This is a genomic window from Crateriforma conspicua (assembly GCF_007752935.1).
In the GTDB taxonomy this organism is placed as follows: domain Bacteria; phylum Planctomycetota; class Planctomycetia; order Pirellulales; family Pirellulaceae; genus Crateriforma; species Crateriforma conspicua.
In genome coordinates, this window is sequence record NZ_CP036319.1 from 1,051,656 (window position 1) to 1,071,646 (window position 19,991).

Annotated in this window: 16 protein-coding genes; 8 read left to right on the top strand and 8 right to left on the bottom strand. The window is 60.0% G+C overall.

The features are described 5' to 3' along the window. Positions 1–10: 10 nt before the first annotated feature. The 3 genes from Mal65_RS03800 to Mal65_RS03810 form a co-directional block, all read right to left on the bottom strand. A complete protein-coding gene (locus Mal65_RS03800) occupies positions 11–820 on the bottom strand; it encodes an SDR family oxidoreductase (protein WP_145293796.1) in 810 nt (269 codons plus the stop codon). A gap of 98 nt (positions 821–918) precedes the next feature. Beyond that, complete coding sequence (locus Mal65_RS03805; RefSeq protein WP_174820128.1) at positions 919–1,995, bottom strand: hypothetical protein; 1,077 nt, start codon at positions 1,993–1,995, stop codon at positions 919–921. 410 nt (positions 1,996–2,405) lie between these two features. Beyond that, positions 2,406–2,636 (bottom strand): hypothetical protein, encoded by a 231-nt coding sequence (locus Mal65_RS03810; RefSeq protein WP_145293798.1) that lies wholly within the window; start codon positions 2,634–2,636, stop codon positions 2,406–2,408. Between the two features lie 740 nt (positions 2,637–3,376). On the opposite strand from Mal65_RS03810, the gene Mal65_RS03815 reads away from it, so the two are divergent. The 6 genes from Mal65_RS03815 to Mal65_RS03840 all read left to right on the top strand — a co-directional run bounded on the left by Mal65_RS03815 (position 3,377) and on the right by Mal65_RS03840 (position 11,838). Further along, positions 3,377–4,186, top strand: coding sequence for a hypothetical protein (locus tag Mal65_RS03815; RefSeq protein ID WP_145293800.1), 810 nt, complete (start codon positions 3,377–3,379; stop codon positions 4,184–4,186). A 239-nt stretch (positions 4,187–4,425) separates the two neighbouring features. Then, positions 4,426–5,007, top strand: a complete 582-nt coding sequence (locus Mal65_RS03820; protein WP_165701046.1) for a hypothetical protein — start codon at positions 4,426–4,428, stop codon at positions 5,005–5,007. 283 nt (positions 5,008–5,290) lie between these two features. Further along, positions 5,291–7,420: a serine/threonine-protein kinase gene (locus Mal65_RS03825; RefSeq protein ID WP_165701047.1), complete on the top strand. Its 2,130-nt coding sequence runs from the start codon at positions 5,291–5,293 to the stop codon at positions 7,418–7,420. After that, positions 7,420–8,319: a hypothetical protein gene (locus Mal65_RS03830; protein WP_145293806.1), complete on the top strand. Its 900-nt coding sequence runs from the start codon at positions 7,420–7,422 to the stop codon at positions 8,317–8,319. The genes Mal65_RS03825 and Mal65_RS03830 overlap by 1 nt, the downstream gene beginning before the upstream one ends. A gap of 201 nt (positions 8,320–8,520) precedes the next feature. Next, positions 8,521–9,576 carry a hypothetical protein gene (locus tag Mal65_RS03835; protein WP_145293808.1) on the top strand — a complete coding sequence of 352 codons (1,056 nt, stop codon included), beginning with the start codon at positions 8,521–8,523 and terminating at the stop codon, positions 9,574–9,576. A 99-nt stretch (positions 9,577–9,675) separates the two neighbouring features. Further along, positions 9,676–11,838: a hypothetical protein gene (locus Mal65_RS03840; protein ID WP_145293810.1), complete on the top strand. Its 2,163-nt coding sequence runs from the start codon at positions 9,676–9,678 to the stop codon at positions 11,836–11,838. 15 nt (positions 11,839–11,853) lie between these two features. Here Mal65_RS03840 and Mal65_RS03845 read toward each other — a convergent pair whose 3' ends face one another. The 3 genes from Mal65_RS03845 to Mal65_RS03855 form a co-directional block, all read right to left on the bottom strand. Then, the gene (locus Mal65_RS03845; RefSeq protein ID WP_145293812.1) at positions 11,854–13,101 is read right to left on the bottom strand and encodes a PQQ-dependent sugar dehydrogenase; all 1,248 of its coding nucleotides are present in this window, start codon (positions 13,099–13,101) and stop codon (positions 11,854–11,856) included. A 177-nt stretch (positions 13,102–13,278) separates the two neighbouring features. Beyond that, complete coding sequence (locus tag Mal65_RS03850; RefSeq protein ID WP_145293814.1) at positions 13,279–13,920, bottom strand: FKBP-type peptidyl-prolyl cis-trans isomerase; 642 nt, start codon at positions 13,918–13,920, stop codon at positions 13,279–13,281. A gap of 357 nt (positions 13,921–14,277) precedes the next feature. Next, the gene (locus Mal65_RS03855; RefSeq protein WP_145293816.1) at positions 14,278–15,321 is read right to left on the bottom strand and encodes a serine/threonine protein kinase; all 1,044 of its coding nucleotides are present in this window, start codon (positions 15,319–15,321) and stop codon (positions 14,278–14,280) included. Between the two features lie 312 nt (positions 15,322–15,633). On the opposite strand from Mal65_RS03855, the gene panB reads away from it, so the two are divergent. Together panB and pgl are read left to right on the top strand one after the other, a co-directional pair. Next, positions 15,634–16,440: a 3-methyl-2-oxobutanoate hydroxymethyltransferase gene (panB, locus tag Mal65_RS03860; protein ID WP_145293818.1), complete on the top strand. Its 807-nt coding sequence runs from the start codon at positions 15,634–15,636 to the stop codon at positions 16,438–16,440. Further along, positions 16,437–17,141, top strand: a complete 705-nt coding sequence (gene pgl, locus Mal65_RS03865) for a 6-phosphogluconolactonase (protein ID WP_145293820.1) — start codon at positions 16,437–16,439, stop codon at positions 17,139–17,141. Before panB ends, pgl begins: the two co-directional genes overlap by 4 nt. A gap of 42 nt (positions 17,142–17,183) precedes the next feature. On the opposite strand, the gene Mal65_RS03870 is transcribed toward pgl, so the two are convergent. Both Mal65_RS03870 and Mal65_RS03875 read right to left on the bottom strand, forming a co-directional pair. Then, on the bottom strand, positions 17,184–17,693 hold the full coding sequence (locus Mal65_RS03870; protein ID WP_145293821.1) for an RrF2 family transcriptional regulator: 510 nt from the start codon (positions 17,691–17,693) through the stop codon (positions 17,184–17,186). A gap of 528 nt (positions 17,694–18,221) precedes the next feature. After that, complete coding sequence (locus Mal65_RS03875; RefSeq protein ID WP_145293823.1) at positions 18,222–19,856, bottom strand: BamB-related PQQ repeat family beta-propellar protein; 1,635 nt, start codon at positions 19,854–19,856, stop codon at positions 18,222–18,224. Positions 19,857–19,991 lie beyond the last annotated feature (135 nt).

Genomic DNA, 19,991 nt, shown 5'->3' on the forward strand with positions numbered 1-19,991 from the left:
CGCGGCCGGATCAGATCGTGACCGAGGCGAACCCACCGTCGACGGCGATGTTTTGTCCGGTGACGAACGAGGACGCTTGTCGGCTGGCCAACCAGATTGCCGCACCGGCCAGTTCCTCGGGCTTGCCGAAGCGTTCCATCGGCGTATGGCCGATGATTTGCCCGCCACGTTCGGTGTAGGTGCCGTCGTCGTTGAACAACAGTTTTTTGTTTTGTTCGGCTGGAAAGAATCCCGGGCTGATCGCATTGACCCGCACGCCGGTCGTGGCCCATTCGCGGGCCAGCCATAGCGTCAGGTTGATCACCGCCGCCTTGGCCGCGCTGTAGGCGACCACACGAGACAGCGGGATGATGCCCGACATCGACGCGATGTTGATGATGCTGCCCACGCCGGCTTGGATCATCGCGGGTGCGAAGACTTGGCTGGGCAGCAGGGCCCCGCCGACCAGGTTCAAATCGAAAACCTTTTGCCAGGCTTCCCCGGGAAGTTTGCAAAAATCGCCGCCCGGCGGGATCGTGGCGTCGGGGTGATTGCCGCCGGCCGCGTTGACCAAAACCGTCGGAACGCCCGCCCAAGCGGTGATCGCGTCGCGGGCCGATTCCAGCGATTCGGTGACCAATCCGTCGGCCGCGAAGAATTTCGCCGTACCGCCGTCACCGGTGATCGCATCGACGCGGTTTTGACCCCGCTGTTCGTTGCGACCGACAACGGCGACTTTTGCACCCGCCGATGCCAACGCCTGGGCCATGTGGCCGCCCAGTTCGCCCGTGCCGCCGACAACAACGGCCACGTCATTGGATAGATCAAATAGTGTGTTCATGGCGGCCAAAGGATACGAGATCCACGCCGCTGACCAAAGGTGGCTAAGTGTTGACGATCATCTTGGGCCGGCCATTCGCGGAACGGTCGGTCGCCGGATTAGAACGGTTCGTCCCATTCTTCGTCGTCCGATTCCAGGTCCAGTTCCTCGAAATCATCCGACCAATCATGCAGCGACGGCCCGTCTTCGTCGCTGTCGTCGTCGGCATCCGCCAACGCCGGGGCGGGGATTTCTAGGCCGTCGTCGGCGAACCACCGCAGGGTCGGTCGTGGAGGCGAATTCAGCGAATCGCCGCAGGCAATGCAGTGCCACTGGATCCCGCCGGGGCCCTTGCGGATCTGGCCTTCCATGAAGGAATCGATCCCGACGTGCGGATCAAGCAATTCGTGGGTGATGCCACGCAGGAAATCGACGACCTCGTCGCGTGCATACAGCTTGCCGAAAAAGACGGCTTCCAAATCGGGCAAATCCAATTGCCCCTGTCCCACGGTGTCGATCACTTCCCAACCTTCGGCCGACGTCCCGTTGTGTTCGACCAAACAACGTGATTGGACCCACATGTCGATCGCCGGTTCGTCGCGGGTCCAGGCTTCGTTTAGTCCGCGACGCATCGTGTCGGCGTCCAAGATGATTTCACCGCCCGGGTTGAAGTAAGCGATCGCCAGCGGTGATTCCAACAGTGCCGTCACGGCCCGTGTCATCGCCGCCAACTCGGCCTCGGCGTCATACCCCTCAGGCATCTCCGGCAAATCGTCGTTGTCCGAATCTTCATCGGCCCCCACCACGTAACTGATCAGCAATCGAATATGGGCGGCGTGATCGTTGACATCGCGACGCAAACCGGGCGTCAACGTGGGGTCGTGGACGGCCCGGTCCAGGCAACCTGGATAGGTCAGCGGTCCATATTGGCCCAGTGACCAGGCGACGAAGGCTTCGGGATTTTCATCTGGTTCGCCCATGTCATCGGGCCAACGTGCCGAGGACGGCGTGACCATCAAATGCCCTTGGACCTCGGGGCGAAACTGCAGCACCAGTGTTTCCGGCGCCGCATCATCGTCGATGGATTCCTGGCGTCCGACCAGTTCGAACATCGACAGGCGGCGTTGAATTTCGACTTTGGGCATCGGTGCCCGCAAAAGCACGCACATCCCTTGGGTGAACAGCCCTTTGGCCATGGCTGGTTCCGACTATTGAACCGAACGAAAGATCACGGGAACCGGTGATCACCGGAAACGGCGATCGCGGGCGACAGCGGGCCGACGAAGCGATCGATCGGTCGCGGCAAGCGAGACATCCCTGGACAAACCGCCAGTCTAACGATTTGACCGCTTTGCGGCGCGGTCCCCATCGGCCGTCCGATACGGTCCATCCATTTTGCCCGACCGGGACGAGTCTGCCTGATGGGAATAAGCGGAAGGCGACGAGTGAAAAGCGGCATGCGATTCAGTCGGGCGACGTGTCCGATCACCGTCGTCCGAGTCGGGGTGCCAAAAAAATAGGCAGCCGATCCACTGCCGTGGACATGGCTGCCTGCATCCGAGGCGACGTGACCTGAGCCACGCCGCGAATTTTTCGGTCAATTTGCTTAGCGACGGCTGGTCTTTCCATCGCGCGATTTCGGCGACGAAAAGCGAATCAGTTCCGCTTCCATTTGCGACAGATCATCGTCGATCCATTGCGACAACTCGGTCGCGTCGACGGTCAGCATCGAAGCACGGAGTTCGCCCCACTGGCCCAGGTTTTCGGCGGAAACATGTTCCGTCGTCTGGGCGGCTGCGGTGGTGCCGTTGTTTCCGTGGGGATTGGAGGCGGTCATAGGTTCGCTCCTTATGCGTTCTAGCTTCCTTGCGATCGTCGATCGGGCCAGCTTGGGCAGACCAATGGACCGGCAAGGTCATTGTGGATCTATGCGGTTGTCTGCCAAGACCTGTTTTTCGGATCTAGGTTCACCGCAATCGCTGTGCCGTATCAGCTGGAGGCCGTCGATTCCGTTGTAAGTACTTGATTCAAGGTGGTTTACGTAAAAAGTCGTGATTTCAGTGGTCGCTGCCATTGCGGCAATTCGGCCACAGGATCGTTGCAAAATGCCAACGAGGCGGGCATCGACGCCACGCCGCGGGTCGCTGTCCCCATTTTGGTCCCACTCCCCGGCAGTTCGCCTTTGGGGTGGTCAGGAAGCCGCCGGGGAAATCAGCGATCCACTGGTTTTATCGGTCCGCCGGTCGATCGGACTTTGCCAACGCTGTGACTTTCGCAGTTCTGGACGGTGGCAGCCTTGCAAAAGGGCCCTTTGTGGGCGTGCGGTGATTCAGCCGGCCGATCGGTCGCTTGGCGTCTCGGCGGGCCGACCCCGGAAGTAGCTGATTCGCAGGGCGGCTGTCCAGTGAGCCAAGCGGAAGGTTGGACGCGGAGGTGACACAAAAAAATCCGCAGGACCGAAAAATTTTCCCCACCGATCCGCCAAGAAGCCGTCGGGGCCCGCGAATGATTGCCTGTATGAGGGCAAGAACGCCTTCTTGGACCCCAAGGCAAACCATCACTCAAGGGAAAAACGCCATGCTGAAAAAAATGTTGATCGCCGGCGGGGCGTTGGCCCTGCTGTCCAGTCTTTCCATCGGTGTCCCGTTCTGGAGCTATGCCAAGTGTGGCTTCAACAGCGTCAGCACCGCAGCCAGCGACGCCATGCCGCTGGAATGGGAACTGAAGCGAGCCCGGCAAATGATCCACGATCTGCAGCCGGAAATCGAAGCCAACGCCCATCGGATCGCCCGTGAAAAGGTGGAAACCGCGCGGCTGGCCAAGCAGTTGGACGATACCGAGTCACGGCTGGCGAAGTCCAAGAGCGACATCGCACGTCTGCACGATGACCTGCAACAAGACAGTGTCGTCTATGCGTACGGCGGCCGGACTTACACGTCCGCTCAAGTCAAAGCGGATTTGACCAACCGTGCCAAGCGACACCAAACCCGCCAAGCGACCGCGGACAAGCTGCGCCAAATGCTTTCCGCACGCGAAGCATCGTTGCAAGCGGCTCAGCAACAAATGGACGCCATGCTGAATGCCCGCCGTCAATTGGAAGTCGAAGTGGAAAACCTACAGGCCCGGATGTCTGCCCTGCGTGTCGCCCAAACCAACAGCCAGTTGAACTTGGACGACAGTCGTCTGGCCCAGACCCGCGACTTGTTGGACGAAATCGCCACTCGCATTGACGTTCAAGAAGAAACGTTGGCAGTGGACGTCGAATACTTCGGCGAAATCGATCTGGACCAACCGACCGAAGCGGATTTGGATGCTTTGGTCAGCTCGATCCTGAACGACGACCCGTCGGTCGAAGAAGAAAAGCTGGTTTCGATCCAACTGGACTGATCACCCGGCTTCAGCCGTGGGCGTCTGGCGGACTTGGTGCCGCCGGATGCCCTTTTTTTGTGTCGGTGAAAATTGCCGGCTCATGTGCCATCGCCCACCGTCGCCGTCCATACTGAGTGAACGATCGACAACGGCGATTCGCCGTCGCGCCGGTGACGCGACTCGAGTTTTTTTGTCGATCCTGCCATGTCTGGAAGTCGGACTCAATGACCACCGCCGTCCCCACTGAGAACGATGAAATGACCCGTTCGTCGGAACCGCCATCATCCGATGCGTCGCCCGCCGCGGTCGACCAAGCTCAGCTTTGGATCGACGGATGTGGCGGGTTCGTTTTGTTGCCGGGATCCCGCTGGACCATCGGCGGCATGGACCTCAGTGGTCGCCGGGCCGCCGACATTCGGGTCGGCGCGGATTTGCCTCGCATGGCCGGTCGTCTGGATCGCAGCGGCCAGGATTACTTTTGGGTGCCCCGCGAGGGCGACAAAACGCTGATCGATTCGCAGCAACCGGTTCCGTTGCCAGGGTCGGCATCGTTGTGGTTAACGACGCCCAGCCCATTAAGCGGTTCGGCGTTGTTGACGTTGCGACCGCCGCATCGATTTGCCGATCACGTCGACGGCGTGATTTTGGTCAGCGACACGGTGCTGATCGGTCCCGGCGTCGGCTGTCATGTTCGCTGTGAATTGCTTCAGCGACGCTGGACGCTGACACAGCGGAATCAAACCTGGGTCATGGTCGGGCCCGGGCGTCCGATGCTGGAATTGGTGCCCGGTCAACGTGTCGAGGTTGATGAGATTTCTTTGACTTTGGTGAAGGGATAAACGGTGCCGACATGAGCGACGATCACCAGGACCGTTTTTCGCCCGCACGATATTTTTCGTGCCGTTTTGGGCGCCCCCATCCGCCTGTCGCGGTGCCCAGGAGGATGCCATGAAACTGCTTTGCCCCAAAAATCGTCGTTCCAATCCGAACCCGTCTGGCTCGTGTCCAATCATGTCTGCGGTGATCGATACAATCAAAACAAGCACCGAGGAAGCCCGATCGAAGGCCGGTCAGGCCTCTGCCTCGGATCAGGAATCGTCGGATCCGTTGGCCCGGTCTCCGATGGCTATCGACCGGAATCGCTTGGCCGAAACCACGCCCACGCCTGTCGGGGCCAATGCGTCGCGTGACGCCGCGTTGCCGCCGGCCGGCGACAACCAAGCAAACATGCGTTTTTTGTACGAACCCGGATCCACCCCGCTGCCCCGATACACCATCCGTCGTGGATTGGGCGTCGGTGGTTTCGGCGAAGTCTATTTCGCCGTCAGCGAAGCGGGGAAAGAAGTCGCGCTGAAACGAATCCAGCGAAACCTGGATGTCGAATTGCGTGGCGTGTCGCAGTGTTTGAATCTGAAGCACGCCAATCTGGTCGCGCTGTACGACATTTGCCGCGACGAAAACGACGGCGCTTGGGTGGTGATGGAGTACGTCGCGGGCAAAAACCTGCGTCAGATCCTGGACGAAAACCCCAACGGATTACCCGAAGGGGAAGCCCGTCGTTGGTTTCGCGAAATGTGCGCCGGTGTGGATCATCTGCACAGCGCGGGGCTGGTCCACCGGGACTTGAAGCCGGGCAACCTGTTCGACGATATGGGCGTTGTGAAGGTCGGTGATTATGGCCTGAGCAAATTCATCAGTGCTTCGCATCGCGGCGGGCATACCGAATCGGTCGGAACATTCCACTACATGGCCCCGGAAATCGGTCGTGGTGAATACGGCCGAGAGATCGACATCTACGCCTTGGGCGTGATTCTGTTCGAACTGTTGACCGGTCGGGTTCCGTTTGACGGCGAAAGCTGTCACGAGATCATCGTCAAGCATTTGACCGCGTTGCCGGATCTGTCGTCCGTTTCATCGCCTTATCGCGAAGTCATTGACCGCGCGTTGCAAAAAGACCCGGCGCGTCGTCCGTCATCGATCGCCGAATTGCTGCAACCGCTGGGTTTGACCACTGCGTTGCCGGCGGTCGGTCAATTGTCATCGTCGCCGCCGGTCGGTGTGGACCCTGTTTACACGGCAACGGTTACCGGCGACGCCGCCAGGACGCCTCGAGCGAAGAACGGTCAGCCGGTTGGGAAACAGGCGGACGCACCGGAGATTTTTGTCGGTCGTGCGGTTTCACCCGTAGGTCCGGTCCATGAGCCGAATCCGACGATGCAGGAAGAGCCGATCGCCCGGGCCGTACGTCACGGGTTCCGTCAGCTCGGTGGTTGGTGGGATGGTCTGGAACGATCACCTGGCGCCAAGACAGCGCTGGTAATCATCGGCATCATCACCTTGGTCTTCAACACGCACTGGTTGGTGCCGATGTTGTGGGTGTTGGGCTTCATCTATGTGCCCTACTACGTCGTGCGGAACATTGTTCTGCACGTGCGACAACAGCCGACGTATGCTCAAGCACAAAGGATCGCCGACTCGCATGCCGTCCCCCATCATCCGATCACTCGTGATGCGTGGCGACGACAAATGCGTAACGGATTGCGGGCCAAGCACACCGTGACACGCGTCGCGGAACTGTGCACATCGTCCATCGCGGCGATTTTGACCTGTTTGTTCCTGGCCGTCGCCGCCGGGGTGATCGGGCTTCGCCGCGGGCCGGTCGGGCCGGCGGAATTGGCACCCTACGGCTTGTTGGCCGCGATCGGCATGATCGCGACGCTGCCGCTGTTGCTGCTGGGCAAACTGTGGGAACGTGAAGAAGGCGAAAGCCTGCGTCGCCGGATTGCACTGGCTGGTTTGGGCGCCGGCATCGGCCTTGCGACCTTTGCCATCAGCCAATACCTGTTGTTGCCGGTCGATGCGGGGCTTGCGCGAGAGATCGATTCGACCGATCTGCCGCAAGCGTTTTATGCGGACAACGGTGTTCCCTACGGTGCCGCATTTGTGGCCCACTTCGCACTGCTGTTGGCGGGGCTGCGATGGTGGAAGATGGTCGACCCGCTTCGAAAACGCCGATTGTCGTTGTGGTCGGTCGCCGTTGCCGTTGTCGGTGAATGGTTGATCCACCAGGTTTTGCCGATCCCACAGCCGTCCGGAATGATGCTGGCTGGTGGTATTGCGATCGCCGTCCAAATGTCGGCCCCGTGGGTGAATCCCGCGTTGGCAAAAGACAAAGACGTGATGAATGCGGGACGTCGCGGCGTCGGGCCGAATCGTCATGAAGCCGCTACCGCTTCGGAGGGAATGGTCTGATGAAGTATTGCGAACGAAACTTTGATCAGCGTCGATGCGATTGCTGTGTTTGTGATTCGGATCGTTGCCCAGACAAGAACGGATTTTGGGCCACGCTTGTGCGGCAATCCACGCTGACCGCGGCGGTGCTGGCGATTTGTTTTTGCGTCGCACCCGCGTTGGCGGTGTCACCGGATAGGAAGCCGGCAAATCAGGACGCCGAGGGTGAATCCGTGGCGGCGGAAGTCGTCGAGACGGATTCAGGGACGGAACACTCAATTGCACCGGAGGCCGGCGTTGACGTGGCCCAGCATGCGGGCGGTGGCGATGCCGACGATGATGAACGCATCGAAGACGGTGTGAGCAGCGAAGATGCAGCGCGGCCGGAGGTCAGCGAATTGTCTGTGCCGCCGTCGGAATTCATCAGCTATCCAAATGATCGTCCCGAGTGGTTGGCCGACGCACCGACGCACATGAACGGCGTGGATATTTGGCCGGTGGTTTCGGTGCCCGCAGAATCCGCCGAAATCGCCCGTCAGTCCCTGGATGTGATGGTCCAAACGACGATTCAGATGTACGCCGAGCAGACGTTTGCTGACATGCCGGGATCGGAATCGATTCGTCTGCAGCCGTCACAGGTCGAAGACTTGTTGATCCACAAGCGGTACGAAGGTGTGGTTCAACGTGGTGATGGTGATGAACGTTTCGAGGCGGCTGTTTTGCTGACGTTTGGCAATGAAGCACGCGATTTGATACGCGGGCAGCTGGAATCGCGACTGGTCGGCCGACGTCTGGTGCAGATGGGCGGCGCAACGACGGCGGGCCTGTTGGCGTTGGCGGTCGGAACAGGTGTTTTTGGCCTGTTGAGCCGCCGGCGTCAGTGCAAAGGTTCGGGCCCTGCGGCCTGCGGCGGCGTTTAGCAAAACCACGCGGCGGCGTTTCCCGGCGGTTCTTGCCCGCGCGATCGCACCGACGACGGAATCACTTTTGCCCGGCCGGCGGATCCCCCGTAGAATTGAAAGTGTCTGATGGTCTTGTGTTTAAGATCATTCGGACACTTTTCTTTTGCACGTGGGAATCCATCAATGATGGTTCGAATTGCTTCAACAAGTCGATGCCCGATGGGCGGGATCCTCGGCATCACCGTCGCCATCGGGATCACGCTGGCAACGATTCCTGAACCGGTCGACGCGCAGAACACATCGCCTATCGCGCCGCCGCGTCCCACGTTGAAGACGATGCGGCGTCCACCCAAACCGGCGCCCAAGCCGGATCGTCCGCGACCTCGCCCCGATCGACCGGGCTATGGTCGCCCGGGGCGCGATATCAATGTGCATATCTATCCGAACTATGGATACGGCCTGGGCTATGGCGGTTATCCACTGGGGTTCCGCTATGATCCCTATTCGGGTTACGGCGAATACACCTATCCGTATTCCACCTACGGCTATGGATACGGGTACAGCTACAACGGCTTTGGAAATGCGTTTTCGGCGGCCCGCGTTCCGTTGGCACCCCAGGTCGTCCCCGCACCTCAAGTTGTTCCGGCACCGGTGGTCGTTCCGCAGCGACCGGCGGGACCACAACTGGTCGATACCGAGGTGGTCGCCAAGCCGCCGTTGCAGCCGGTCCAAGCAGAACTGGTCAACACCGGTCCGCGCGAAATTCAGGTGACGCTGACGGATCTGCGACGCGCCGAAGACCCCCAGCAGTTCCGCGTCGCACCGGGGCAGAGCGTCAGCGTGACGATCGAGCGCGACGGTGGCAGCGAAGAAGTGCAGATCTATGACACTTACGATGCACTGGGCCGTCCCTACAGTCGAACCGTGCGACATGATATTGCACCGGAGGTCTGGTACGAGATCACCGTGCACCAGTGGGCGATGCAGTCGGTCGCCATTGACCGAACCGGCAAGAGCCCGAACGTGATCGAAGACGTGAATTTTCAGGGCAAAGGTGTCGGGCGGTTCAGCTTGCCGGCGGGCCAGCGATTCCGTGGCGGACGTGTCGATGTGTACGGAGCCGCAAAGGCCGCCGATAACGCGGGCACGATTGTTCCGCTGGTCGACGATGCGCCGCCACCGGGGTCGCCACCGCGTGATAACGCGTCGAAATTGGAACGCGCCGTCCTGGACGCACAACGCGAAGCAATGCAACGAATGCGTTCCGGACGTTAATGATTGACAGGCCATCTTTTGCGTTAGGGCTTGGTGTATTCTGACGACGCTGTTGTCGGTCAATCGTCCTTGCAAATCCTGGCGAAATTTTAGATGGGAATGTCGATTCTTAATGTGCGGTTTGGCGGCCGCAAGTTTGCGATTAGTAAACCGGTTGCAGTCGCACTGTTCGGTATCACGACCTTGCTTTGGATGTCGGCGGTTTCGGCGGAAGTCTTGCTGACGGCAACCGACGAAGGCATCGTTATCACACAAAACGGCGATGGCTGGGCGATGTCCACGCCCGCCGATGGGCTTTGGACAATCGGAACGGGTTGGTCCAAACATGCCCCACAGGCTTGGCACCACGCATCGCCGATCCACACGCAAACACTGGGACCATGGACGCATTTCACCGGTACGGTGCAGACCCCCGATGGTCCGTGGCGTGTCAGCGATCAATATCGCGTCGATGACAATGGCTTGGTCCATGCCAAGCGTCGTTGGCAATACCTGGGTGATGCGCCCAGCGGGCCGGTCGTGTTATCGGTCCGGTATCGCGTCAGCCCGCGTGGCGACGATTCACTGAAGCCGTTTCTGCCCGGGATACAGTACTACGGAAATCCATCGGGGACCCGCATCGATCCCACGCGTGTGCCGACTTGGCAATCCGAACCAGGGTTTTCGGCGCTGTATCAAGAACACCGGTACCCAATGCCCTTTGCCGCCGCGATCGATTCCGGACGTGGCGTTGCGGCTTTGCACAGTCGGCCGTCAAAGTTGCCCGCCGCGGCACGGGATGATTTGTGGTGGTCGTTGGGGCTGATTCAACGCGAGGACGGTGTCGAATTGACGCTGCAAAGCGGGCCGGTGGCCACCAACGGCCAGCCGGGAATGGCAAAGGCTCGCCAGACCAAGCTGTTTCCGTTTGACGATGCACACATGGTTGCGGTTGAGCCGGGCACGGTGATTGAAAAACAATTCTGGATTCAGTTGGCCGATGCGCCCGTGGTCGGTCATGAGTTTCAAAAGCCGCTTTGGACGTCGATCGACTTGTTTGATCCCGTCGCTGACCGGTCCATGCCCGCGATTGAAGACGTCATGTCGGCCAAGCTTCGTGACACGTTTGATCGTTGGCATCAGGATGCACAGTGTCGTGGCTTTCGCACCCGTCCGCCTCAAGCCCAAAGTTGGATGATGATGGGATGGGCCGACCGTGCGGAAGTCCCCGGTCACGCGTTGTTGACGCTGGACTTGGCGGGGCAGTGTGATGACCCCGTCCTGTGGAAACGTCGCGCCGCAGAGTCGTTGGACTTTTTGTGCCAATCGCCGACGGTGGGCAAGAAAGCCGATCCGATGTTTGCGATCGTCTATGACTATCAACAGCATCGCTGGCTGCAGCGAACTAACCCGCTTTCAACCGCCCAGGCGTTGACTGGAATCGCGCGGGCGATCCGCAGCGTGCGTGATCAGCATTCCGGCGATGGCGAACCCGCCGTCGATGTGTCCAAATGGGAAACGTTTTTGGCCGCACAGTTGGACCTGATCCGTGACCGGGTCGGGCGTGCCGATTGGCATCCCGTGTCGACCAACGAAGCGTTTGCAATTGCACCGTTGGTTTTGGGCAGTGAACTGATGCAGCGTGAAGATTGGATGGATTCCGCACGGCGGTTGGCCGACCACACGATCGATCGTCATTTGACGATGGCCGAACCCTATTGGGGCGGCACGTTGGATGCGCGGTGCGAAGACAAAGAAGGAGCGTGGGCCGCATTGCAAGGGTTCGCGGCTTTGTACGAATCCACCGGCGATAAGAAATATCTGGATGCCGCCGTTCACGCGGCGGATGTCTGTCTGAGTTACTTGTACGTCTGGGACGTCGATTTGCCGCCGGGACGATTGGCCGACCAAGCCGTCAAGACGCGTGGCTGGACGGACGTGTCGGTCCAGAACCAACACTTGGATGTGTTCGGCGTTGTCTTTACCCCGGTCATTTGGCAACTGGGCGACTGGACCGGCGATTCACGCTATCACCAGTTGGCACAGGTCATGTTGGTCAGCTGCGGTCAAATGACGGACCTGGCCACAGGGGTCCAAGGCGAGCAGTTGTTCCAGACCAACTATCAACAACACGACGCCGGAGAAACGATCGCGGGGATGCGGGGCGGTTACAGCGAAGCTTGGAACATCTACTGGATCACCGCCCACTTCCTGACGGCCGCTGCGGAGTTCCAGCGGCTGGGGGTGGATTGGCGTTCGTTTCCCGTTTGCACCGATGATTGACGGGCGGACGGGTCGTTAATTCGCGACGAACTTGTAGATGCGACCGCCACCGGATTGCGTGGTCATCAACACTTCGCCGTCATCGGTTTGACCGAACGTGAAGACCGGCAGGTTGGACCAAGCGATCTCGCGATTCTCGGTCACCGTTTGGCTGCCCTTGTCGTACTTCATCGCCCAGACTTTGCCCGACACGTAGTCGCCGTACAGGTAGTAACCGTCCAACTGCGGCGTTTGTTTGCCGCGGTACACCGCGCCGCCGGTGACCGATTTACCCCAGTCCTCGGTATGTGGGTATTCGATCAGCGGTTCAATCAAATCGGGCCGTGGGCCGGATCCTTTGCCACCGCCCAGAGTGAACTTGTGCGACGCTTCACGAAGGCTCCAGCCATAGTTGCCGCCCTTGCGAATCAGGTTGACCTCTTCCCACTGGTTCTGGCCAACATCGGCGGCCCACAAATCACCATTGGCCGGATCGAATGACATGCGCCAGATGTTGCGAATGCCCCAGGCATAGATCTCCGGCCACGCTTTGTCTTTGCCCACCAAGGGGTTGTCGGTGGGAATGCCGTAGGGCAGTCCACCGGTTCGTGTGTCGACATCGATTCGCAAGATGGAACCGAGCAACTTGCTGACGTCTTGTCCGGACTTCAACGGGTCGTTCGCTTTGCCGCCGTCACCGAGTCCGACGTACAGGTATCCGTCGGGACCGAACACCAGGGTTCCACCGTTGTGATTCCAAAACGGTTGTTGGATTCGCATCAGTTCGCGTTCGCTGCGTGGGTCACCCTGGTTGGGATCATCGCCGCGAACCGAAAACTCGCTGATGATGGAAACGTGGGGACGCTCACTGGTGGTGTAGTAGACGTAGAACTTGCCGTTGTCTTTGAACTTGGGATGAAACGCCAAGCCCAGAAAGCCTTCCTCGTTTTCACGGTCCTTGTAGGAAACCGCTTCGTTGATGTCCATGAACAAATCGGCTTCTTCGACTTCGCTGTCCTTTTGGTCGAAGACGTAGATTTCGCCGGTTTGCGAGGCGACGAACAGACGTCCGCTGTCGTCGCCGGCGCCCGTCAGGACCACCGGACGGCTGATCCGCAGATTTGGATAAGCGTCGACGATTTGGATCGGCATTGGATCCGTGTTCAGCGATGACGGTGGATCGGCCAGGTTGATCGTTGGGCTGGCGGCAAAGCCCAGACCGGATGTCAACGTGGTCGCCGCAGCGGCGACGGTGGCAAGTAAGATTCGGCGGGGTGATTTCATCAAAGGCTTCAGCGTTGGGCGGGGAAACGGGGAAACGGAACCGGGCACCGGACACGAAAAACTCCTGCCAAGAATAATCGCTGGCAGGAGTCGTCGCGTGGTTCACAGTGTAACCCGTTCGACACCTCGGGGATTAACCATTTGGCGGCATCGAACGGATCAGCCGATCGGGGACGGCTACGGGATTTCGATCAATTCGACTTCGAAGATCAGCACTTCGTTGGGGCCGATGACCGGACCCTGACCGCGAGGGCCGTAAGCCAGATCCGACGGGATGGTGACGATGGCTTTTTCGCCGACCTTCATTTTTTGCAGCGCGATTTGCCAGCCCTTGATGACGCGGCCTAGTTCAAACGTGATCGGTTCGCCACGTTGGACCGAACTGTCGAACACGGTGCCGTCGATCAGTTTGCCCGTGTAGTGAACGGTGACTCGGTCGGACACGCTGGGCGATGCGCCTTCGCCCGCCTTGGTCGTTTTGATTTGGACGCCGCCGTCCAATTTGCGAACGCCTTCGGACTTGGCGTTCTTTTCCATGTAGGCTTCGCCCTTTTCTTTGTTCATCGCCGCGCGATCTTGGACGCGTTTTTGCATCATCGCTTGCAGCTTGCCTTGGGCCTCACGCAGCTGTTCTTCGGTCAGTTGCGGATCTTTCTTTGCCAGGGCATCAAGCAAGCCTTGGGCGAAAACATCGATGTCAAAATCTTTGGCTTCGAAACCTTGTTGTGCCATCGACCCGCCGATGTCCAGGCCTAGGAAATAGGCGATCGGATCCGATTTGGCATCGGGCGTTTCTTGTGACATGGCAGTTTGGGACATGGCGGCAATGCCGAGGGAAAGAGCGAGCGAGCCAATCGCCAAGCCGTGCCGGAGGGAGGTGGAAAGGGACATGAAGGAAGTGATTCCTGCGGGTCGCGTCGGGAAATTGAGCCGACCCGGCGAGCAGCGAACGGAATCGGTGACTCGGGCCGGTGGCACCGTCGGTGCCGGGATGATAGGAGCGCAGAATAACTGTAGCCCCGGCAAAATGCCATGCGGTGCGATCGGCCGGCAACCCGGGGCGTCGATCAGCCCCCGGTCAGCGAATAGTCGACCGGTTCAGCGAATAGTCGACCGGTTCAGCGAATAGTCGACCGGTTCAGCGAATAGGCGACCGGTCGGCAACCAGAGCGCATGCTAGGACTGGGCCACCATCAGTGCACCGATCAATCCGGCGACCACGGCGACGATCGCGGCCAGCCGGCCCCAGCTGACGTCCGGTCGTGGCCCGCCCCCCATGCGGCCGCGGATTTGCTTCTCCAGCATTCGGCGTCCCCCCTCAGTCGCGCTGGACGCGGCGACGTCGGCCGGTTCGCCGTTGCCGACCGATTCGAGACTGGAATCCAGCGGAGCATCCAGGTGGTACTTTTCGCCGATCTCCAGCATCACGCCTTGGACGGATCGTGCGTTGAACGGCCGATTCTCGGGATCTTTCGCAAGCAGTTCGTTGATCACTTCGTCCAATTCGGGCGGACAGTCGCCGACCAGATCGCGGGCCCGTGGCGGCGCGGCTCGTAAATGCTGTTCGAATAATTGGGCAAAGTTCTCGCCAAGAAACGGCTTGCGCCCGGTCAGCATTTCCATCACGCAGCATCCCAACGCGTACAAATCCGTTTTGCCGCTGATCAACGCATCGCCGGTGATCTGCTCGGGCGACATGTACGCGTGGGTGCCCACGGTCAGCCCGCTGCTGGTCAGGTCGGCGGAATGAGTGTCGCGTGCGATCCCGAAATCACCCAACTTGACGACGGCGTCGGTCGTCAAAAACAGATTTCCCGGCTTCAAATCACGATGAATCACGCCATGGTTGTGAGCGTACTGCAAGGCGGAACAGATCTGCCGCGTCACGTCCACGACCGACGGCCAAGGCAGCGGCCCGTTGGATTCCAGCAGGTCTTTGACCGTCCCGCCGTCGACCAATTCCATGATGTAGTACAGCCCGCCATCGATTTCCCCGCCGCCGTAACAGGCCACGATGTTCGGGTGGCGCAAACGCTGCAGAATCGTTGTTTCTCGTTCGAAACGGGCCCGGATCAACGGGTCCCGGCTGACACCAGGATGCAGCTTTTTGATGGCAACGCGGTATCCCGTGTCTCGCTCGGTTGCCAAATAGATCGTCCCGACCGTTCCCGCGCCGACGACCTGTCCCAGGTCGTAATCGTCAATGGTCGGCGAGTGCATGGGGGAAGGATCCGTCGTCACAGGACTGGTATGGACAAAAGGTGAGTATGCATTTTCTAGCGGTTATTGCGGGCTGAATCGATACCGCTGAAGGTTGTTTTCTGAGGCCTTGGTCGCCATAGCGTCTTCGTTTCCGGCCTCACCACGGGCCATAGCGACCCAATCGCTGGGCCGATTCGGAACAGTCCGCCGCCTGGCGCGCCACCACGGGCCAAACCACGGTCTGGGCGAAGTCGTGGGGAAGTGCCAGACTGATGCCGGAAAACGACCAACCCAGCCACCCCACCGTCCAACCAGATTAATTGGTGCCCCATGACCGCGTCGGAGATCAAACGCGTCACCACCCGAACACTGCAGAACCTGAAGTCCCGCGGCCAGCGGATTTCGATGCTGACCGCCTATGATTTTCCCACTGCGGCGGTCTTGGACGAAGCCGGCATCGATATCTTGCTGGTCGGCGATTCACTGGCAATGGTCGTTGCCGGTCACGAAACCACCCTTCCGGTGACGATGGACCAGATGCTGTACCACGCTGAAATGGTCGGTCGCGCCGCGCGGCGGGCAATGGTGGTCGTCGATCTGCCGTTCCCCGAAGGCCAACTGTCGATCGAGCAAACCCTGCAGTCCGCGTCGCGGGTGTTCAAGGAAACACGCTGTCACGCGGTCAAGTTGGAAGGCGGCGCCGAACAGGCCGCTCGGATCGAAGCGTTGGTGACCGCCGGCATCCCGGTGATGGCACACGTCGGGTTGCGACCGCAAAACATTCACGTCGATGGCGGCTATCGAATCGGCCGCGACCAACAACGCTTGGTCGACGACGCCCTGGCGGCGCAAAGTGCCGGCGCGTTCGCGGTGCTGATCGAGTGTGTGACCAATGCCATCGGTAAAGCGATCACCGATGCTTTGGATGTGCCGACCATCGGTATCGGCGCCGGCCCCTCCACCGATGGCCAAGTGTTGGTGACCAATGACATGGTCGGTCTGACCAGTGGTTATTTGCCGACGTTTGTTCGCAAGTATGCCGACTTGCAAGAAGTTTTGAAAAACGCGGCGCAGCAATATCGGAATGACGTTTCCGACAACACTTTCCCCGGACCCGACGAGACATTCGAATCATGAAATCGCCCGAACGTTTGGCCTTTGAATCCGTCGAACAGTTGCAACGTCAAGCGGCAAGCGATGTTGCCGACCTGATCCGTTCGACTTTGCGTCACCGCGATTCGTTTTCCATTTCGCTCTCAGGCGGCTCGACGCCCAAGCGGATGTACGAACTGTTGGCGCAGGAATCGCTGCCCTGGGATCAGGTGCATTGGTTCTGGGGCGACGAACGAAACGTCCCCCATGATCACGACGACAGTAATTACAAGATGGTCAAAACGGCTTGGTTAGATCCAATTGATGCACCGGAGTCGAATGTGCATCCGGTTCCTGTGAAGGTGTCCGATCCGCAGGCCGCGGCAAAAGCGTACCAGTATGAAATTTTGGAACACTTTGGGGACCTGCCACCGCGATGGGACCTGGTTCTGCTGGGAATGGGCGATGATGCCCACACCGCGTCCTTGTTCCCGCAAACCGATGCGATCGGTGTGGACGACCAGACGTTTGTCGCCAACTGGGTACCCAAGCTGGATGCCTATCGGTACACGCTGACGTACCCCGCAATTAACTCCGGTGCAAGTGTTTGGTTTGTCGTCGCGGGGGCCGGCAAGAAACAGGCGTTTGCGCAGGTCACCAACCTCGAAATTGATGTGCGCAATTACCCGGCGCAACTGGTACGCCCCGACCGTTGGTACTTGACCAACGACGTCCTGGCGGACTGATCGAGTTCGCCCGTATGTGGCCGCTTCGGTTGGTCGAACCGGTCAGGTTGCCAGTGTCGAATGTTGGTCCGGGTCCGTTGTCGGACGCGACGACAGCGATCGGCCGGCGGCATTACCGGTAGAGCCGGCGTCATCGGTCGGCCTTTGGCACAGTGGTTTGCTGCCACCGGTGTCACGGATCATGTCCGCAATGGTCGTGTCACCAAAGGTTTCTTCGACCAAACGTCCGGCTTCATCCAGCCGCCGGTGCAGCGGACACAGGGCTTCGCCGTGCAGGTTCACCGGGCAAGTGTGAAAACGCTGGATCGGGTCAATCGCGTTGATGACTTCCAGTGCGGTTAAAGATTCCGGCCGACGCCGCAGCGAGAATCCACCCCGCAGGCCTCGCTGGGACTGCACCAGTTCCGCTCGCGAGAGCGCCTGCATGACTTTGGACAAATAGCCGGCGGGGACGTGCGTCGCCTGGGCGATCATTGCGGTGGTTCTGGCCCCGTCTTGGTCGGCTAAGTACACGACCGCACGAAGGGCGTACTCGGTTGTCTGCGAAATCATCTGCCCACGATGCCCGGTGCTCAACTGGCCTAGTAAACGGTGGCCGGTGTGCTTCGCCGGCGCGTTGCTCGATAGGAAAGCCCCAAAACTGAGGGCGATCATCGCAAGGCTAGGCAGCACCGTGACTGTCGTCAATCATGCGTCAGTCCGGCGAACGCACCGCAAAGAGCAGAAAAACGCAAAACTGGATGTTGACATCCAGTTTTTCATTTGTCATAAAATTTCCACACAAGGGGGGCACCCGTTGATGATCAGCTGGCCCCCTGGACCTTGTGTTTTGCTCGGAACATCGGTGAAGGATCTCCGAATGGTTTCTGGGCCGACATCCCGCGTGTTTGCACGGACGTGACCGGCACGGCGGGATTTTTGATGCGCGATCGGCCCCAGCGGGATCACCGGGCTCGGCGTCGTGATCATCGACCAGGCCGCCGACAAAAAGACCGGCGTCTGTGTAGACACCTGGGCCAATGTTCACGTCGGGCGTGGGTTTCGGTCATCTAACTGGGGGCCGGCCAGAAGAACGCTTGTTCAGAACGCCGATTCCGGTCGCTGTGGACGGTCCGGTCGAGTGTCTTCACGTTCACCGCCGCCGCCGAATCCACCCCGGCCACCCCCGAATCCACCGCGACCGCCCGCACCGCCGCGACCGCCCGCACCGCCGCGTCCGCCGCCGCCAAATCCACCGCGACCGCCGCCTGCACGGTTGCCAAATCCTCCACGTCCGTCCCCGGGGCCACGCCCGCCGAATCCAGGTCCGCCGGGGCCACGACCGCCGGGGCCACGTCCGCCGGCATCGGCGGCAGCGACTTCGACGGCATTGTCCGCCGGGTCGACCGTTTCGTTTTCATCGCTGACGCAGTACAGATGTTTGTTACTGCGAAGAAGCAAACGACCTTGGGCAACGGCGGGGGTTCCGCCAAAGGTTTCGGCATCGGCCGTGACGCGGTTGACGCCCAACAGTTCGGCTTCGTCGCCCAAGCGATAAACGAACGCTTGGCCCGATCCGTTGACATAAATCAGCTTGCCATCGGCGATGATGGGCGACCCATAGTCTTGCGACCCCATGCCACCGCCACGCGAAGCACCTTCCAATCGGTTTTGGCTGACCTTATCGCCGGTTTCCGGATCGATCACGGTCAGCACACCACCGGCGACCAAGTACAGGTTCTTTCCGTCAAAGACGGGCGAACCGAAGCGTGCCGAATCGCGACCGGTCCAGTCGACTTGGCTGTCGGTCACATCACCGTTGCCGCCCGCTTGCACCGATGCACTGCCGCCGCCGCGTCCGGTAAACGCAAAGACTCGGTGGCCGTCGGCAACGGCGCTGGAATGGGCCTGTTCGGCATCGGACGTCGCCGCATACCAACGCAGCTTTCCGGTCCGCGGATCCAACCCCCAAACCTCCTTCGGCACGCTCATTACCAAATCCGTTCTTTGGTCATCGATCTGGACCAACAGTGGTGTGCCCCACATGCCGTCCAGAGCTTCGGCTTCCTGTCGCCACACTTCTTTACCGGTGGCTTTGTCGACCGCGACGATCGCTTGGCTTTCGGCCGAAGCGGTCACGATCACGGTGTCTTCGAACAAGATCGGACTGGAGGATGAGCCCCATTTCCAGGGATCAGATTCTTTACCCAGCGGGACGTTCCAAAGCGGATTGCCGTCCAAGTCGAACGCATGCAAGCCGCTTTTGCCGAAGTAGGCATAGACGTTTTTGCCGTCGCTGACCGGGGTGTGCGACGCATAACCGTGGGCGGTCACGCCGATGCCGGTGTAGGGATCTTCGGGCTGGGCCGCGGGGACGTCTTTTTGCCACACGGGCTCGCCGGTTTGCAGGTCGACGCAAACCAAGTGACGAACCAAATCATTGATGTCGCCGGGATCTTGGCGGTCCAAACCGTATCCGCTGTAAGTCGTCACAAAGACCCGGTCGCCGACCACGATCGGGCTGGAAACACCGGCACCCGGCAAAGCCGTTTTCCAGGCCACGTTGGCTTTGGGCGACCATTGTTCGGGCAGTGAACCGCCATCGTCGCTGACGCCGGATCCGTTGGGGCCGCGAAACCGGTTCCAGTCATCGGCGCTGACGGACAGCATCGGCGTCGCCGCCAGAAGTCCCCCCAACGCGATCAACCGCCAGCCCCGATTAAAACGTCGATTCATCAAGCCATCCCCGCGATCGTTGTGCGAAAAGATTTTCCGAAAAGTGCGGTCCGCTGACCGCGTGCCGGGATTGAACACCGGCACGTCACGAGGGTAACGGCGGAATGTCGGAAAGTGTCCAAAATGAACGACACA

Bases quoted from the DNA above. Each gene is read 5' to 3' on its own strand.
- Mal65_RS03840 (WP_145293810.1), top strand. From the start codon at position 9,676: ATGTCGATTCTTAATGTGCGGTTTGGCGGCCGCAAGTTTGCGATTAGT.
- Mal65_RS03875 (WP_145293823.1), bottom strand. From the start codon at position 19,856: ATGAATCGACGTTTTAATCGGGGCTGGCGGTTGATCGCGTTGGGGGGA.
- Mal65_RS03800 (WP_145293796.1), bottom strand. From the start codon at position 820: ATGAACACACTATTTGATCTATCCAATGACGTGGCCGTTGTTGTCGGC.
- Mal65_RS03835 (WP_145293808.1), top strand. From the start codon at position 8,521: ATGGGCGGGATCCTCGGCATCACCGTCGCCATCGGGATCACGCTGGCA.
- Mal65_RS03855 (WP_145293816.1), bottom strand. From the start codon at position 15,321: ATGCACTCGCCGACCATTGACGATTACGACCTGGGACAGGTCGTCGGC.
- Mal65_RS03870 (WP_145293821.1), bottom strand. From the start codon at position 17,693: ATGATTTCGCAGACAACCGAGTACGCCCTTCGTGCGGTCGTGTACTTA.
- Mal65_RS03805 (WP_174820128.1), bottom strand. From the start codon at position 1,995: ATGGCCAAAGGGCTGTTCACCCAAGGGATGTGCGTGCTTTTGCGGGCA.
- Mal65_RS03845 (WP_145293812.1), bottom strand. From the start codon at position 13,101: ATGAAATCACCCCGCCGAATCTTACTTGCCACCGTCGCCGCTGCGGCG.
- Mal65_RS03830 (WP_145293806.1), top strand. From the start codon at position 7,420: ATGAAGTATTGCGAACGAAACTTTGATCAGCGTCGATGCGATTGCTGT.
- Mal65_RS03825 (WP_165701047.1), top strand. From the start codon at position 5,291: ATGGCTATCGACCGGAATCGCTTGGCCGAAACCACGCCCACGCCTGTC.
- Mal65_RS03815 (WP_145293800.1), top strand. From the start codon at position 3,377: ATGCTGAAAAAAATGTTGATCGCCGGCGGGGCGTTGGCCCTGCTGTCC.
- panB (WP_145293818.1), top strand. From the start codon at position 15,634: ATGACCGCGTCGGAGATCAAACGCGTCACCACCCGAACACTGCAGAAC.
- Mal65_RS03850 (WP_145293814.1), bottom strand. From the start codon at position 13,920: ATGTCCCAAACTGCCATGTCACAAGAAACGCCCGATGCCAAATCGGAT.
- Mal65_RS03820 (WP_165701046.1), top strand. From the start codon at position 4,426: ATGACCCGTTCGTCGGAACCGCCATCATCCGATGCGTCGCCCGCCGCG.
- Mal65_RS03810 (WP_145293798.1), bottom strand. From the start codon at position 2,636: ATGACCGCCTCCAATCCCCACGGAAACAACGGCACCACCGCAGCCGCC.
- pgl (WP_145293820.1), top strand. From the start codon at position 16,437: ATGAAATCGCCCGAACGTTTGGCCTTTGAATCCGTCGAACAGTTGCAA.